Genomic DNA, 13,757 nt, shown 5'->3' on the forward strand with positions numbered 1-13,757 from the left:
CCGATCCTAGAGAGTGTGAACGTGCTAGATCTCCGCCGCCAGGCGGGTTCCCTGGTCGATGGCGCGCTTGGCGTCGAGTTCGGCGGCGACGTCGGCGCCGCCGATCAGGTGCGGGGTCAGGCCGCGGGCGCACAGGGCGTCGTAGAGGTCGCGGCGCGGCTCCTGCCCGGTGCACAGCACCACGGTGTCGACCGGCAGCAGCTGCTTCTCGCCGTCGACGACCAGGTGCAGACCCTCGTCGTCGATGCGGTCGTAGCCGACCCCGGCCACCATGCTGACGCCGCGGTGCTTGAGCTCGGTGCGGTGGATCCAGCCGGTGGTCTTGCCCAGGCCCGCGCCGACCTTGCTGGTCTTGCGCTGCAGCAGGTGGACAGTGCGCGGCGGGGCGCTGCGGACCGGCTCGGTCAAGCCGCCCGCGGTGCGGTGGTCGGTGTCCACGCCCCACTGCTCGAAGAACGCGGCCGCGTCGCGTCCGGACCGCGGTGCCGGGTCGGTGAGGTACTCGGCCACGTCGAAGCCGATGCCGCCGGCGCCGAGGACGGCGACCCGCTCACCGACGTGGGCCCCGTCGCGCAGCACGTCGAGGTAGCTGAGCACGCTGGGGTGGTCGACGCCGGGGATGTCGGGCCTGCGCGGGGTGACCCCGGTGGCCACCACGATCTCGTCGTGTCCCGCGGCGGCGAGGTCGTCGGCGTCGACGGCCGCGCCGAGGCGCAGCTCGACGCCGCGGGCGTCGAGCTGGTGCCGGTAGTAGCGGATGGTCTCGTCGAACTCCTCCTTGCCGGGCACCTGACGGGCGATGTTCAGCTGGCCGCCGATGGTGTCGGCGGCGTCGTAGAGGGTGACCGCGTGGCCGCGTTCGGCGGCGGAGACGGCGAAGGCGAGTCCGGCCGGTCCGGCGCCGACCACCCCGATCCGCTTGGCGCGGCGCGTGGGCGAGAGCACCAGCTCGGTCTCGTGGCAGGCCCTCGGGTTGACCAGGCAGGAGGTGATCTTGAGGCTGAAGGTGTGGTCCAGGCAGGCCTGGTTGCAGCCGATGCAGGTGTTGACGGCCTCGGGGGTGCCGGCGGCGGCCTTGGCGACGAACTCGGGGTCGGCGAGCAGCGGCCGGGCCATCGAGACCAGGTCCGCGTGGCCGTCGGCGAGCAGCTGCTCGGCCAGCTCCGGGGTGTTGATCCGGTTGCTGGTGACCAGCGGCACGGACACCGCGCCCATCAGCTTCCGGGTGACCCAGGTGTAGGCGCCGCGCGGGACGCTGGTGGCGATGGTGGGGATCCGGGCCTCGTGCCAGCCGATGCCGGTGTTGATGATGGTGGCACCGGCCGCCTCGATCGCCCGCGCGAGTTCCACCACCTCGTCGAAGGTCGAGCCGCCGGGGATCAGGTCGAGCATGGAGAGCCGGTAGATCAGCACGAAGTCCTTGCCGACCCGCTCCCGGACCCGGCGGACGATCTCGACCGGGAAGCGCATCCGGTTCTGGTACGAGCCGCCCCAGCGGTCGGTGCGGCGGTTGGTGGGGGCGGCGATGAACTCGTTGATCAGGTAGCCCTCGGAGCCCATGATCTCCACGCCGTCGTACCCGGCCTGCCGGGCCAGCGCGGCGCAGCGGACGAAGTCCTCGACGGTCTGCTCGACCTGCTCGTCGGTGAGCTCATGGGGGACGAAGGGGCTGATCGGAGCCTGGAGCGGGCTGGGGGCGACCAGGTCCTGGTGATAGGCGTACCGGCCGAAGTGCAGGATCTGCATCGCGATCCGGCCACCGGCCGCGTGCACCGCGTCGGTGATCGTGCGGTGCTGCTCGGCCTCGGCGTCGGTGGTGAGCTTGGCGCCGCCCTCGTAGGGCCGGCCGACCTCGTTGGGAGCGATACCGCCGGTGACGATCAGTCCGACGCCGCCCCGGGCGCGATCGGCGTAGAACGCAGCCATGCGCGCGAACCCGTCGGGGGCCTCCTCCAGCCCGACGTGCATCGAGCCCATGATCACGCGGTTGGGCAGGGTGGTGAAGCCCAGGTCCAGCGGGCTCAGCAGGTGGGGGTACGCGGTCATCCGTGGCCTCCTCGTCGGGTCCTGACCCGCCCTTTGTAGACCGCGCCGGGCGATTATGCAACTAGGTGCAAAACGCGATGCCGCCCGGCCGGCCCCGAGCGCGTCGTCCCGGCCCGCCCGGGAGGTGTCTCAGCCGCCGCAGACGCATCCGCGCGTGGCCGCCTCCGCGCCCTCCGCGCCCCCCGCGCCCTCTGTGCCCTCGGCGCCGTCTGTGCCACCGGCGCCACCGCAGCAGGCGTCGCCCGTGACGCCGGCGACGGTGGCACTTCGTCCGAGAGCGTCGGCGTCGGCCTTCACGACGTAGACCTCCCACGGCTCCCCGCCGGGGCCGTGCACCCACACCTTGTCCTGCAGGGCGTAGCAGCATGAGGCGTCGTTCTCCTCGAAGGTCGCCAGACCGGCGTTCCTGAGCCGCTCGGTGGCGATGGCGACCTCGGCGGTGTCGGCCACCTCGACGCCGAGATGGTCCAGGCGGGTGTCCTCGCCCGGCCCGCCCTCGATAAGGACCAGCTTGAGCGGGGGCTCGGCGATGGCGAAGTTGGCGTATCCGGGGCGGCGCTTGGCCGGGGCGGCGCCGAAGAGCCTGGAGTAGAACGCGATCGAGGCGTCGAGGTCGGCGACGCGGAGTGCGAGCTGGACACGGGACATGGCGGTCTCCTGGTTCGGGGTCTCTGGTCTTCGTTTCTTTGTTCGAGGTATTGCATCGACAGCTGTCGATACAGCTGAGGTTGCTCCTGGAATAGATGGATGTCAACATAGACATATGTCGAATCTGGAACTGTCGATCCTCGGCCAGGACGACGCGGTGGTCTGCTGTTCGCCGATGGTCCGCGAGCCCCTGGACGAAGCCGCCGCCGTCGATCTGGCGCGGATGTTCAAGGCGCTCTCGGATCCGGTGCGCCTGCGGCTGCTGTCGCTGATCGCCTCGCATGAGGGTGGCGAGGCCTGCGTCTGCGATCTGACCAGCCCGTTCGACGTGTCCCAGCCGACCATCTCGCACCATCTGAAAGTGCTGCGCGAGGCCGGTCTGGTGGGCTCCGAGCGGCGTGGGACCTGGGTCTACTACTGGGTACTGCCCGCTGCGCTGGCCCGGCTCTCCGCCCTCCTGGAGGCTCCGGTCGGGGCGGCGCTCGACGCTCAGGCCGTGGCGGTCCCGGCGAGAGCCGGAGGCCTGACATGACGGCGGCCGAGACCGCGCCGCTCGGCCGCCGGGTCGCCGCCGAGTTCGTCGGGACGGGCGCGCTGGTCGCGGTCGTGGTCGGCTCCGGCATCCAGGCCGCCGCGCTCTCCCCGGACGTCGGGGTGCGACTGCTGGCCAACGCGCTCGCCACGGTCTTCGGTCTTGGCGTGCTGATCGCACTGCTCGGCCCGGTCTCCGGCGCCCACTTCAACCCCGCCGTCACCCTCGCCGCCTGGTGGAACGGCAGGCGCGGGACCGACGGGCCGACTCTGCGCGAGGTCGCCGCGTACCTGCCCGCGCAGGTCGCCGGTGCGATCGGCGGGGCGGTGCTGGCCAACGCGATGTTCGCCGAACCGCTCGTCCGCTTCTCGGTGCACGACCGCTCGTCCGCCCACCTGTGGCTGGGCGAGGTCGTGGCGACAGCCGGCCTGGTCCTGCTGATCCTCGGCCTGACCCGCACCGGCCGCTCGCACGCCGCTCCGGTGGCGGTCGCCTGCTACATCGGTGCGGCCTACTGGTTCACGTCCTCGACCAGCTTCGCCAACCCGGCGGTGACCGTCGGCCGGGCCTTCACCGACACCTTCGCCGGCATCGCCCCCGGCTCGGTGCTGCCCTTCGTCGCCGCGCAGCTCGTCGGTGCGGCGGTCGGCGTGGCCCTGGTCGCGATGCTGTTCGACCACCGGCCACTCGACCGACCGGCCGCCGCGCGCCTGGCGTCCGAGCGTCCCGGGTCCGTCCCGCCCGCGTCGGTCCCGCCTACCTCCGTCCTGCCCGCGTCCGAACTTCCCTCGTCCGACCACCCCGCCTCCGATCTGCCCGCCTCCGAGGGCACGGCGTCCGTCCGCACGGCGTCCGTCCGCACGGCGTCCGTCCGCACGGCGTCCGTCCGCACGGCGTCCGTCCGCACGGCGTCGCTCGGCGAGGACGTCGCCGCGTCGGAGGGCGAGCCGCACCGTGTCGCCCCCACCCGCTGACCGCGCCCCGCCAACCGGTCTCTCCTGCCGGCCGGGCCCCGGTACGTCCCCCGTCGACCAAGGAAGCACCTGCCGTGAGTACCCCCACCGTCCCCTCCGTGCTGTTCGTCTGCGTCCACAACGCCGGCCGTTCGCAGATGGCCGCCGCATTCCTCACCCACCTCGGCGGGGACCGGGTCCAGGTCCGCTCGGCGGGTTCCGCTCCCGCCGACGCCGTGAACCCGGCTGTGGTCGAGGCGATGCGCGAGGTCGCCGTCGACATCTCCGCCGAGGCCCCGAAACTGCTGACCGTCGATGCCGTGCGGACCTCAGACGTGGTCGTCACCATGGGCTGCGGCGACGCCTGCCCGGTGTTCCCCGGCAAGCGCTACCTGGACTGGACCTTGGCGGATCCCGCCGGCCAGGGTGTCGAGGCCGTCCGGCCGATCCGGGACGAGATCGAACAGCGCATCTGCGGTCTGCTGGCCGAACTCGGCATCGAGGCACGGGAATGACGGCGGGCTCGGGCGACCTCCGGGTCGCCCCGATGCTGCCGGAGCACGCCGAGCAGGTCCTGGCGGTCTATCAGCTCGGCATCAGCGAGGGCAACGCGACGTTCGAGACCGCCGCTCCCGACTGGGCGTCCTTCGATGCCGCGAAGCTGCCCGACCACCGGCTGGTCGCCCTCGCCACCGATGGCCGGGTGCTGGGCTGGGCGGCGGTGACGCAGGTCTCGGACCGGTGCGCGTACGCGGGCGTGGTCGAGCACTCCGTCTACGTCCACCCGGCTGCCCGGGGCCTGGGCGTCGGCGCCGCACTGCTGGAGGCGCTGATCTCCTCGACCGAGGAGGCCGGGATCTGGACCATCCAGTCCGGCATCTTCCCCGAGAACACCGCCAGCCTGGCCCTCCACCGGCGTGCCGGCTTCCGCGTCATCGGTACCCGCGAGCGCATCGGCAGGCACCACGGCGTCTGGCGCGACGTCGTCCTCATGGAACGCCGCAGCCCCACCATCACCTGACCGGCCCGAACCGCGACCGTGCCGGTCACCGTCACCCATCGCGGGCGGTGACCGGCACGGTCGCCTCGTCCAGGCCGGCCGACTCGGCGGTACGACTCAGCCGTGCGGCTCAGCGGTAGTTGACGAACTGCACCGCGAAGTCCAGGTCCTTGCCCTTGACCAGCGCCTGCACGGCCTGCAGGTCGTCCCGGCTCTTGGAGGTGACCCGCAGCTCGTCGCCCTGGACCTGGGCCTTCACGCCCTTGGGGCCCTCGTCGCGGATGATCTTCGCGACCTTCTTGGCGTTCTCCTGGGAGATGCCCTCCTCGATCGTGGCGAAGATCTTGTACTCCTTGCCGGAGAGCTGCGGCTCGCCCGCGTCCAGGGACTTCAGCGAGATGCCGCGCTTGACCAGCTTGGTCTGGAAGACGTCCAGGATCGCGTTGACCCGGTCCTCGGAGTTCGCCTTCATCTCGATCTTGTCGCCGGACCACTCGATGGAGGCGCCGACGTTCTTGAAGTCGAAACGGGTGGCCAGTTCGCGGGAGGCCTGGTTGAGCGCGTTGTCGACCTCCTGCCGCTCGACCTTCGAGACGATGTCGAAACTGGAGTCGGCCATGATCAGTGAGTCTCCTTGACGGTGCTACGACACGGATGGCGTCGGCCGCCCGTTGCGCGGGCCGACGGTCCAGCCTAGCCATCGCAGGCCCCCGACGCCCTGCTGTCGCCGCCGTCACCCTGCTCCGTGCCGTGCCGGAGTCCGGCGCGCGAATGGAGTGGCGAAGCACCCCTCTCGATCAGGTATTGTTTACGACGTCGAGCGGGAGACCGCGAGACACCACCCCTGGCGGGTTGCCCGAGTGGCCAAAGGGAGCAGACTGTAAATCTGCCGGCTCTGCCTACATAGGTTCGAACCCTATACCCGCCACCAGGGAACGGGAACGCCCCCCACCTGCGGAAACGCAGGCGGGGGGCGCTTTCTTATGCCTGAGTGCTGGTTGCAGGCTCCTACTACGCGCCCGGAGTCCTCGGCGGCGTCATCAACGAGTCTCGCCATGCCGCATGACCTGCAGCGATGAATCTCCGAGCCTCACGGTCATTGGTTCATGCGAAGCGGGTTGTATCGAGGCTGAAGTTGAGGGGCGTGGGTAGTTCGAGAGGCTTGCCGAAGGGAGCGATTGCGGCGGGAGGGCCGTAGGCGGCCTCGGCCTCGTCCAGGCAGTACAGGCGACAGATGCCTTCCTGTCGGTCGATGATCAGGTAGTTCGGGATCTGCGCGGTTGCGTAGGCTCGCATCTTCTCGCCGTAGTCTTTGGCGCGGGTCGAGCTGGAGGTGACCTCGACCACCAAGTGGATCGGTTCCCCTGCGGGGTTGCTGTATTCGACCGGTTCCGCGAAGGCGTCCTGGCCGGTGATGATGATGTCGGGCTTGACGCCGAGGCCGAGGCCGAGGCGTAGTCCGCTTCCGCCCGCCCAGAAGGTGAGGTCGAGGTGGCGTGTGTGCTTCTCGATCACGATTTGCTCGACAGCGTCCGTGATGATGCGCTCGTGGTCGGGCAGCGGCGGCGGCGTCAGGGAGATCTCTCCGTCGATGAGCTCGGCCCGCCAGCCCTCGAGGGCCGGGTCGTTGTCGAGGTGTGCGAGGGTTGCCCAGCGGTCCTCGAAGGGCGTGGGCTCGATGGGCTGGGCGCTCATCGTCACTTCCTCGCTCGGGCTTCGGAATGGCCTGATGGGGGCCGGCCGGGGACGCGGGCGGCGTCGCAATGCCATGCTACCGAGGTGGTGGGAGAGGGAACAGCGTGACCGGTAGCAGACGGTTGCCGTGCGCGGGACCACAGCGGTCGAAGGGGACTCGCGCAGCATCCCAGCCGCCACCGAGGCCCTTGCACGCGAACTCCCACCTGCAGTGATGACCTTACGGGCCCCACAGGTGCGGCGGGGCCGGCTGTCATGGTCGGGGTGTGCGCACGTGCTCAGCGTCCACCGGCTCGGGGTGCCGTCGGGGCGGTCAGGCCCAGAACTCGTCCGACGCCGCCATGTCGGCGACGCACTCGTCGAGATCGGTGATCTTGTCTCCGACGATGCGGAAGACGATGCCGCCCGCCATGTCGATCTTCTTGCCGCCTCGCTCGGCGGTGGTCCGGTGGACGGAGATCACATGGCCTCGGCCGTCGACGAACGTGTCGCGCAGCTCGACCCGCAAGGTGCCGTTCGTCTGGGCGGCGAGCTGCCCGTAGTAGCCGAGGACCGCGTCGATCCCCTTCATGTCACCGGAGAGCTGGTGGCTCCCGGGCACGTGGTGCGTGCAGTCGGATGTCATCATCCCCCTGAGGGTGTCCATGTCCCCCGCCGAGAACGCCGCGTATCCCCTTCGGATCTGTGCTGCGTGCGGATGTTCAGCCATCGCCCTTCGCCACCTTTCGTAGGACCTGGAGCATCGGCCGGAATCAACACTTCCACTACTGCGGCGGGTCGTCCACCGGATCACGCCCCCAGTGAAGCGCTCTCGCCCCGCCGCCCTCGGATGCCGAGAGCGACAGGGGCAAACCGGCCCTGGTCGGTGGTGCCGCTGGGCGCGGTCTTCAGCGACCCGCGGCGGCTCGATGCCGGGGTCACCGCTCTGGGAGGCGAGTGATCAGCCGTCTGTGATGCAGCACGCATGTCGTCGCTCGGTTCCGGAAGGCGTGGTTGAGCGGGCGCCGAGGCGAGGTGGGGAGGGTGCTTCGTCCTCTTCCTGCTCGTGCGGCGCGGCGGGAGTCCGTGCGGGATGGATGTTGGTAGCGTGTCCGCGTCAATGTGGCTCGGGCGTCGGCCCCGGCGCGCGGGCCGCGTGCTGCGCGCCGGTGTGGTCGCGGCGGCTAGGGTTGCCCGAGGGGCCGTCACATTCACTGCCTGGCCGGTGCTTTCGATGGGGGACGTGTGCTGACCGACTTCGTGGACCGGGTCGACGACATGGACCGGCTCCGGTCGCTGGTGGCCGAACTGGCGCAGCGTCAGGGGCGGTGCCTGGTCGTCGAGGGCGGCCCGGGGATGGGCAAGACCGCCCTGCTGGCGGAGTTCGCACGGCGCACGGCTGCTGACGCCGCGCCGGATCTTCCCTGCCGGGTCGTGGCCACCCGGTGCTACGCCCAGATCGGCAGCAGTCTCAGCTACGTCCCGGCCGTGGACATCCTCTACCAGCTCGCCACCCCGGCGCAGCGGTCCCCGTGGTGGCGGCGTGCACTGGGTCAGGCGGGCAAGACCGCCATCAACTCGGCGCCGGACGTGCTCTCCTCGATCGTCCCCGGCCTGGGAGCGTTCTGGACGGCGGGCCGGGAGATCGCCGCCGCAGCCGTGAACACCACCACCGCGCCCCTGGACAGCGTCATGCCGGTCCAGCTGGGCACCGCCGTCCGGGTCGCGGAGGCGATCCTGGACGCGGCGCGGTCCGGCCCGGCGACCGTCGTCGTGGTCGACGACGTCCAGAACATCGACCCGAGCAGCCTGATGATCATCGACCGGCTGGTGCGCGGCCTGCAGGGCCAGCCGCTCAGCCTGGTGCTCAGCTATGCCCGGGACGCCCGGCCGGCCAGTCCCGCAGCGGCGGTCGAGGAACTGATGGACACCTGGATCGCGTCGCGGTTGGCGGAGCGGCGCAGCCTCGGCGGCCTGCCGACCGAGGCCATCGCCGAGCTGGTGCGCAGCCGGCACCCCTCGGCGCCCGCGGAACTGCCCGGGCAGCTGGCCGAACTCACCTCCGGCCACCCCATGTTCGTGTCCCTGTGCCTGGATGAGTGGAATGCCGGCAACGGCGCCCGCATCGTGCTGCCGCCCACGCTGAACCGGGTCGTGGAGAACCGGCTGCGGGCCCTGGACGACCCGGACCGCGACCTGGTCGTGAACGGCGCCGCCCAGGGGTCGGTGTTCCTGTCCCGGGTCGTCGCCGAGCTCGCCGGCCGCCCGCACGAGCTGGTCATGGAACGGCTCCGGCGCATCGCCGCAGACCACCGCCTCATCGTCCGGCAGGACCCGCCCGCCTGGGCCGAGCACGAACCGGCGGACTGCTACCGCTTCGAGCACCGCGCGCTGTGGCAGGTCGTCTACGACCTGCAGACCGGCGAGCAGCGGCGCTCCCGCCATGCCCGGATCGCCCAGGCCCTCTCCGTCGGGGATCCGGATCAGGCGCCCTGGGGCCGGCGGCTGGAGATCGCCCACCATCTGGACCACGCGGGTCCGGGGTCGCTGGCGGCCTCGGCGCAGGCCCACTACCGGCTGGCCCGCTCCGCCGCACTGGACGGGTTGTCCTTCGTCGAGGCCGAGCAGCACTGCGAGACCGCGATCACGGCCGCCCGGGACCTGCCCGCCGATGACACGCGCCGGGACGAGATCCTGATCACCGCCATCGAACTGCTGCTCTCGCTGACCGAGGTCCGCTGGCGTGGACAGCACCAGCCCGCCGGCGGCCCGGACATCGACGCCCTGGCCGCCGAGGCGGAGCAGGCGGCGGCCCGTTGCGGGGATCGGGCCCTGATCGCCCGCACCACTCTGCTGCGCGGCAAGACCCTCCTGGCGACCCAGGGGCTGGTCCCGTCCCTGGACAAGCTGCGCGAGGCGGTCGAGCAGGCCCGGCGCACCTCCGATCCGGTGGCCCTGTTCGTCGCCAGGGTCGAGTACGGCCGGCAGCTGTCCAAGCGCGACCTCGCCGCCGGGCTGGCACAGTTGCGCGAGGTGGAGCGCATGTACGCGTCCGATCCGGGTCTGGATGCCGGCGGAGACCCGGTGCTCCAGCACGCCCGCAACCTCGCCCAGATGCAGCTGGCGATCAGCCTGTACGACAGCGGCCACCTGACCGACGCACTGACCCGGCTGCAGAACTGCGTGGAGCGGCTGCGCGGCGAGGTGCTGTGCGCGGAGCTGCCGATAGCGCTCAACTACCTCGCCCAGGTCCACACCGCCATGGGCCGGCCCGAGGCGGCGGAGCGGGTCCTGCGCGAGGCGCGCGACTTCGAGGAGCGCCGCGGCGGTGACAGCGGCTGGCACGCCTACAACACCGCCCTGCTGGCTCTGCTGCTGTCCACGGACCCGGACGACGACCGGCGCGAGCAGAGCCGGGAGCTGATCGAGCAGGCCTGGCTGGAAACCGAGAACACCTGGCTGGCCAACCTGGTCCCCATCGTCAGGAACCTCTACGCCGAGACGCTGCTGAACCACGCCGCCCTCGCCGCCGCCCGTCCACGGGAGGAACTGCTCGAACAGGCGGTCAGGCTCGCGGTCGACACCTGCGTGGAGACCGAGCAGACCGGCATGGTCCGCAGCCAGATCGCGGCCCTGGTCCTACGCAGCCGCATCCACCTCGGGCAGGGGGACACCACGGCCGCCCGCGCCCTCGCCCAGGAGGCGCTGCGGATCCTCGACCGGGTCGGCGACATGCCGGCCCTGCGCTCCGAGGAGGTCCTCTTCCACACCGCTCGCGCGCTGCGGGCCGATGGCGAGGACGGCGCGGCACGGGAGACGATGGAGCAGGCCAGGGCGGAAGTGGCACGCAAGGCCGACCGGATTCACGACGCCCGGGTGCGCGAGGTCTATCTGCGGGACGTCCCGCTCAACCGGATGATCCTCGCGGACCGGTCATGACATCGTTTCGTCGACACCGATCGAACGGACGACGGCAGAAGGGCCCGGGTTCGCAGGCATCATGCTGACCATCACCAAGGAGTTCGCCTTCTCGGCGAGCCACGTTCTGGACAGGCTGCCTGCCTGGCACCCCTGCGCGCGCATGCACGGACACAACTACGTCGTCATGCTCGAACTGTCGGCCGCGGACACAGCCCTGAGCGAGGCGGGATTCGTCCGCGACTACCGCGACCTCGATGCGTTCAAGAAGTGGATGGACGAGACCCTCGATCACCGGCACCTCAACGAGGCGATGGGGGGGGGTCTGTCGCCGTCGGCCGAGAACCTGGCGATCTGGATCTTCACTCTCTGGGCCGAGCGCATCCCTGAACTCGCCGCCGTCCACGTCTCCGAGACGCCGAAGACCTGGGCGGTGTATCGGCCGGACCGGCCCTGCCCCGGCTGCGGCGGCTCGAACGCGACCGGCTGAGCCCTCTGGTGACGGGGGTCGCCGGCCCGGGTGCCCAGCGCCCGGTTGACCGAATCGGACCGGTTGTCACATGGTCGTGGTAGAAAGCGAGTCAGTCGGCGAGGGGGCGTCGGAGGGCGACGGAGGGGCGCGGGCGCATGGGCGAAGCGGTGGAAGTGCGTGAGGCCGACATCGGCGATGTCGACGCGGCGGTGGAGATATGGACGCGGTCCCATGTCGCCCGGCGCAACGGCAGGGCGCTGCCGGAGGCCCACATCGCCACGGCGCACCGACGGATGGCCACACCTGGGGTGCTACTGCTGCTGGCCCGGGACGAGACGGCGGTGCCGGAGCAGACGGACGCCACGGGTGAGGCCGGGGTGATCGGGACGATTCTGGGCGTCCAGGGGCTTGCTGACGACGGCTCGGGTCCGCCGGTACCCGGGCTGCTGCACATCTCGCTGCTCAGCGTCGCCCCGGAGCGGTGGGGACAGCACGTCGGACGGCTGCTGGTGGAGGAGACCCTGGTCCGGGCCACCGCCCTGGGCTTCGGCCAGGCCCAGTTGTGGACCCACGCGGACAACCTCCGGGCGAACCGGCTCTACAAGGTGATGGGCTTCCGCCGCAGCGGGCGGGTCCGCGTGGACGAGTGGGGCGAACTCCTGGTCCACTACCGCCGCCCAATTGCCGCCTGACCGCCCCGCTCCGCGCCGCCTGCTCTGCACGCCCGCCGCTCCGCGCCCGCTCGGCGCCCCGCTCAGGGGCAGCGGCCCTGGCGGGGCACGGCCGCGGCCGTGGTCTCGGCGAACTCCCGCACCGCGCTGGTGCGGCTCACCACCCGGCCGCCGTAGAACACCACGCGGCTGTGACCGCCGGAGAGCACTCCGCGCAGACTGTCGCCGCGCACCGCGAGCAGGTCGGCCGGAAACCCCGGCGCGATCAGGACCGGCGGCAGCCCCAGCACGGTCCGGGCGACACCGCTGACCGTGCCGTAGGCGGCGTGCTCGTCCAACTCGCCCGAGGCCGCCAGCAGGAACGCGGCCTCCAGCGGATCGACCCGGCCCACCGGGTTCGCTGTGTCGCGCAGCGCCCCGCTGCCCGCCGCCACCAGAACGCCCGCGGCACTCAGCAATCCGACCGGCAGCGCCCGGCCGCCGGCCGGTCCCGCCGCGTCCGCCGCCGTGTACGGCCCGACCGTCCCGTTGCCGACGGTCCCGTTCCCGACCGCGCAGGGAAGCCCGTCCCCGGGTGCACCGTCCAGGCCTACGCAGCGGCTGCTCTGCGGCAGGGCCACCACCGCCACCCCGGCCTTGGCCAGCTCCTCGGCGCAGGCCCGCACCGCGCGCGGGGCCAGCCGGCCCAGCGCGGGGCAGGGGCCGAGCGACACCGGGCGCCCCAGTGGCGCCAGCGCCGTGGTCAGCCGGGCCAGCCGGTCGGGCTCGCCGACGTCCAGGTGCAGGTCGAGCGGGATCCCGCCCTTCTCGGCGACGGCGATCACGGTGCGCAGATGGCCCTCCGGGTCCGGGTCGCCGTCCGGGAAGCCGCCGACGGCATGCGCTCCCATCGCCACCGCCTCCCTGAGCAGGTCCAGCCCGGCCGCCCCGGGCCGCCCGGTCAACCGGCCCGGGAGCACCACCACCTGAAGTTCCATCAGTCCGTGCAGCGCCCGCCCCGCCTGCAGCGCCGCGGTGACCCCGGCCAGCCCGGCCCGGCCGCCGATCCGTACCTGGGTGCGCTGCACGACTGCGCCGTAGCCCAGTCCGCTGAGTGCGGCCTCGGTGATGCGGCGCTGCAACTGCTCGCCCAGTGGTTCGTCCTCCAGGGCGCCCTGGCCGACGGCGTCCGCGCCCGCCCCCGGCGCCCGGCCGGGCTGACGCGGGGTCGCGGTGAACGCCTCGTCCAGATGGGCATGCGCCTCGACCGGAGCCGGGAGCAGCAGGTAGCCGGTGAGGTCCAGCCGTTCGGGGGCGCTGAGCCGGCCCGCCGCGCCGACCGCCTCGATCCGGCCGCCGCTGATGCGTACGTCCACGGTGCGTCCGTCGGCCAGGCGGGGGCCGGAGAGCAGCAGCGCCGGCCCGCAGGGCGGCGACAGCTCGTCCGGGGACGGTTCGCTCGGCATCCTGCGCTCCTTCCCTGCGCGGCTCGCCGGTTCCCACCGCGACTGCCGGGACTGCCGGGACTGCCGGGACCACCGGTGACTACCGGGAGCCTAGGCCGTCGTCGCAGGCCCGGCGGGGAGGCGCGCACGGCGGCGCGCACACCCGCGGCGCGCGCAGGCGAACGTCTGAGCTGGGATGGGACGAGCGGACGGGGGATCAGGCCGTCGCGAAGGACCTGCCAGGACCTGGATCCGGGGGCGCCGAAACGGATTTCACGGATCGGCCGGGGACCGTGTAATGTCTTCCTCGGCCAGCCCCTATAGCTCAGTCGGTAGAGCGTCTCCATGGTAAGGAGAAGGTCTGCGGTTCGATTCCGCATGGGGGCTCGGATGAGAGGGTGCCCCGCTTCGGCGGGGCG

The 13,757-nt window shown here is 71.8% G+C and carries 12 protein-coding genes, 2 tRNA genes and 1 pseudogene; 9 read left to right on the forward strand and 6 right to left on the reverse strand.

Annotation, left to right across the window (positions count from 1 at the left end; genetic code table 11):
* Nucleotides 1-24: 24 nt before the first annotated feature.
* Both ABH925_RS15900 and ABH925_RS15905 read right to left on the reverse strand, forming a co-directional pair.
* Nucleotides 25-2,046, reverse strand: a complete 2,022-nt coding sequence (locus ABH925_RS15900) for an FAD-dependent oxidoreductase (protein ID WP_370148388.1) — start codon at nucleotides 2,044-2,046, stop codon at nucleotides 25-27.
* 129 nt (nucleotides 2,047-2,175) lie between these two features.
* Nucleotides 2,176-2,694, reverse strand: a complete 519-nt coding sequence (locus tag ABH925_RS15905; protein ID WP_370148390.1) for an ArsI/CadI family heavy metal resistance metalloenzyme — start codon at nucleotides 2,692-2,694, stop codon at nucleotides 2,176-2,178.
* Nucleotides 2,695-2,809: 115 nt separating this feature from the next.
* Here ABH925_RS15905 and ABH925_RS15910 point away from each other — a divergent pair, with 115 nt between their 5' ends.
* The 4 genes and pseudogenes from ABH925_RS15910 (at nucleotide 2,810) to ABH925_RS15925 (ending at nucleotide 5,200) form a co-directional block, all read left to right on the forward strand.
* Nucleotides 2,810-3,226 (forward strand): ArsR/SmtB family transcription factor, encoded by a 417-nt coding sequence (locus tag ABH925_RS15910; protein WP_370148392.1) that lies wholly within the window; start codon nucleotides 2,810-2,812, stop codon nucleotides 3,224-3,226.
* A pseudogene (locus ABH925_RS15915) lies at nucleotides 3,223-3,900 on the forward strand (aquaporin); the annotation flags it as partial. The gene ABH925_RS15910 and the pseudogene ABH925_RS15915, both read left to right, overlap by 4 nt.
* Nucleotides 3,901-4,274: 374 nt before the next feature.
* Nucleotides 4,275-4,694: an arsenate reductase ArsC gene (locus ABH925_RS15920; protein ID WP_370148393.1), complete on the forward strand. Its 420-nt coding sequence runs from the start codon at nucleotides 4,275-4,277 to the stop codon at nucleotides 4,692-4,694.
* Complete coding sequence (locus tag ABH925_RS15925) at nucleotides 4,691-5,200, forward strand: N-acetyltransferase family protein (RefSeq protein WP_370148395.1); 510 nt, start codon at nucleotides 4,691-4,693, stop codon at nucleotides 5,198-5,200. The genes ABH925_RS15920 and ABH925_RS15925 overlap by 4 nt, the downstream gene beginning before the upstream one ends.
* Nucleotides 5,201-5,309: 109 nt before the next feature.
* Here ABH925_RS15925 and ABH925_RS15930 read toward each other — a convergent pair whose 3' ends face one another.
* Complete coding sequence (locus ABH925_RS15930; protein ID WP_370148397.1) at nucleotides 5,310-5,798, reverse strand: YajQ family cyclic di-GMP-binding protein; 489 nt, start codon at nucleotides 5,796-5,798, stop codon at nucleotides 5,310-5,312.
* A gap of 227 nt (nucleotides 5,799-6,025) precedes the next feature.
* On the opposite strand from ABH925_RS15930, the gene ABH925_RS15935 reads away from it, so the two are divergent.
* A tRNA-Tyr gene (locus ABH925_RS15935) sits at nucleotides 6,026-6,110 on the forward strand.
* A gap of 173 nt (nucleotides 6,111-6,283) precedes the next feature.
* On the opposite strand, the gene ABH925_RS15940 is transcribed toward ABH925_RS15935, so the two are convergent.
* Nucleotides 6,284-6,874: a Uma2 family endonuclease gene (locus ABH925_RS15940; protein WP_370148399.1), complete on the reverse strand. Its 591-nt coding sequence runs from the start codon at nucleotides 6,872-6,874 to the stop codon at nucleotides 6,284-6,286.
* Between the two features lie 313 nt (nucleotides 6,875-7,187).
* Nucleotides 7,188-7,583: a nuclear transport factor 2 family protein gene (locus ABH925_RS15945; RefSeq protein ID WP_370148400.1), complete on the reverse strand. Its 396-nt coding sequence runs from the start codon at nucleotides 7,581-7,583 to the stop codon at nucleotides 7,188-7,190.
* Between the two features lie 515 nt (nucleotides 7,584-8,098).
* Here ABH925_RS15945 and ABH925_RS15950 point away from each other — a divergent pair.
* From ABH925_RS15950 to ABH925_RS15960, 3 genes are all read left to right on the forward strand, one after another.
* Nucleotides 8,099-10,792 carry an AAA family ATPase gene (locus ABH925_RS15950; protein ID WP_370148403.1) on the forward strand — a complete coding sequence of 898 codons (2,694 nt, stop codon included), beginning with the start codon at nucleotides 8,099-8,101 and terminating at the stop codon, nucleotides 10,790-10,792.
* A gap of 61 nt (nucleotides 10,793-10,853) precedes the next feature.
* A complete protein-coding gene (locus ABH925_RS15955) occupies nucleotides 10,854-11,261 on the forward strand; it encodes a 6-pyruvoyl tetrahydropterin synthase family protein (RefSeq protein WP_370148405.1) in 408 nt (135 codons plus the stop codon).
* Between the two features lie 137 nt (nucleotides 11,262-11,398).
* Nucleotides 11,399-11,935, forward strand: coding sequence for a GNAT family N-acetyltransferase (locus ABH925_RS15960; RefSeq protein WP_370148407.1), 537 nt, complete (start codon nucleotides 11,399-11,401; stop codon nucleotides 11,933-11,935).
* Nucleotides 11,936-11,997: 62 nt separating this feature from the next.
* Here the strand turns inward: ABH925_RS15960 and ABH925_RS15965 are convergent, their stop codons facing one another.
* On the reverse strand, nucleotides 11,998-13,359 hold the full coding sequence (locus tag ABH925_RS15965; RefSeq protein ID WP_370148409.1) for a hydrolase: 1,362 nt from the start codon (nucleotides 13,357-13,359) through the stop codon (nucleotides 11,998-12,000).
* Nucleotides 13,360-13,652: 293 nt separating this feature from the next.
* Here ABH925_RS15965 and ABH925_RS15970 point away from each other — a divergent pair.
* Nucleotides 13,653-13,725 (forward strand) — tRNA-Thr (locus ABH925_RS15970).
* Nucleotides 13,726-13,757 lie beyond the last annotated feature (32 nt).

Origin of the sequence: Streptacidiphilus sp. EB129 (assembly GCF_041262645.1) — a bacterium.
Taxonomy (GTDB): domain Bacteria; phylum Actinomycetota; class Actinomycetes; order Streptomycetales; family Streptomycetaceae; genus Streptacidiphilus.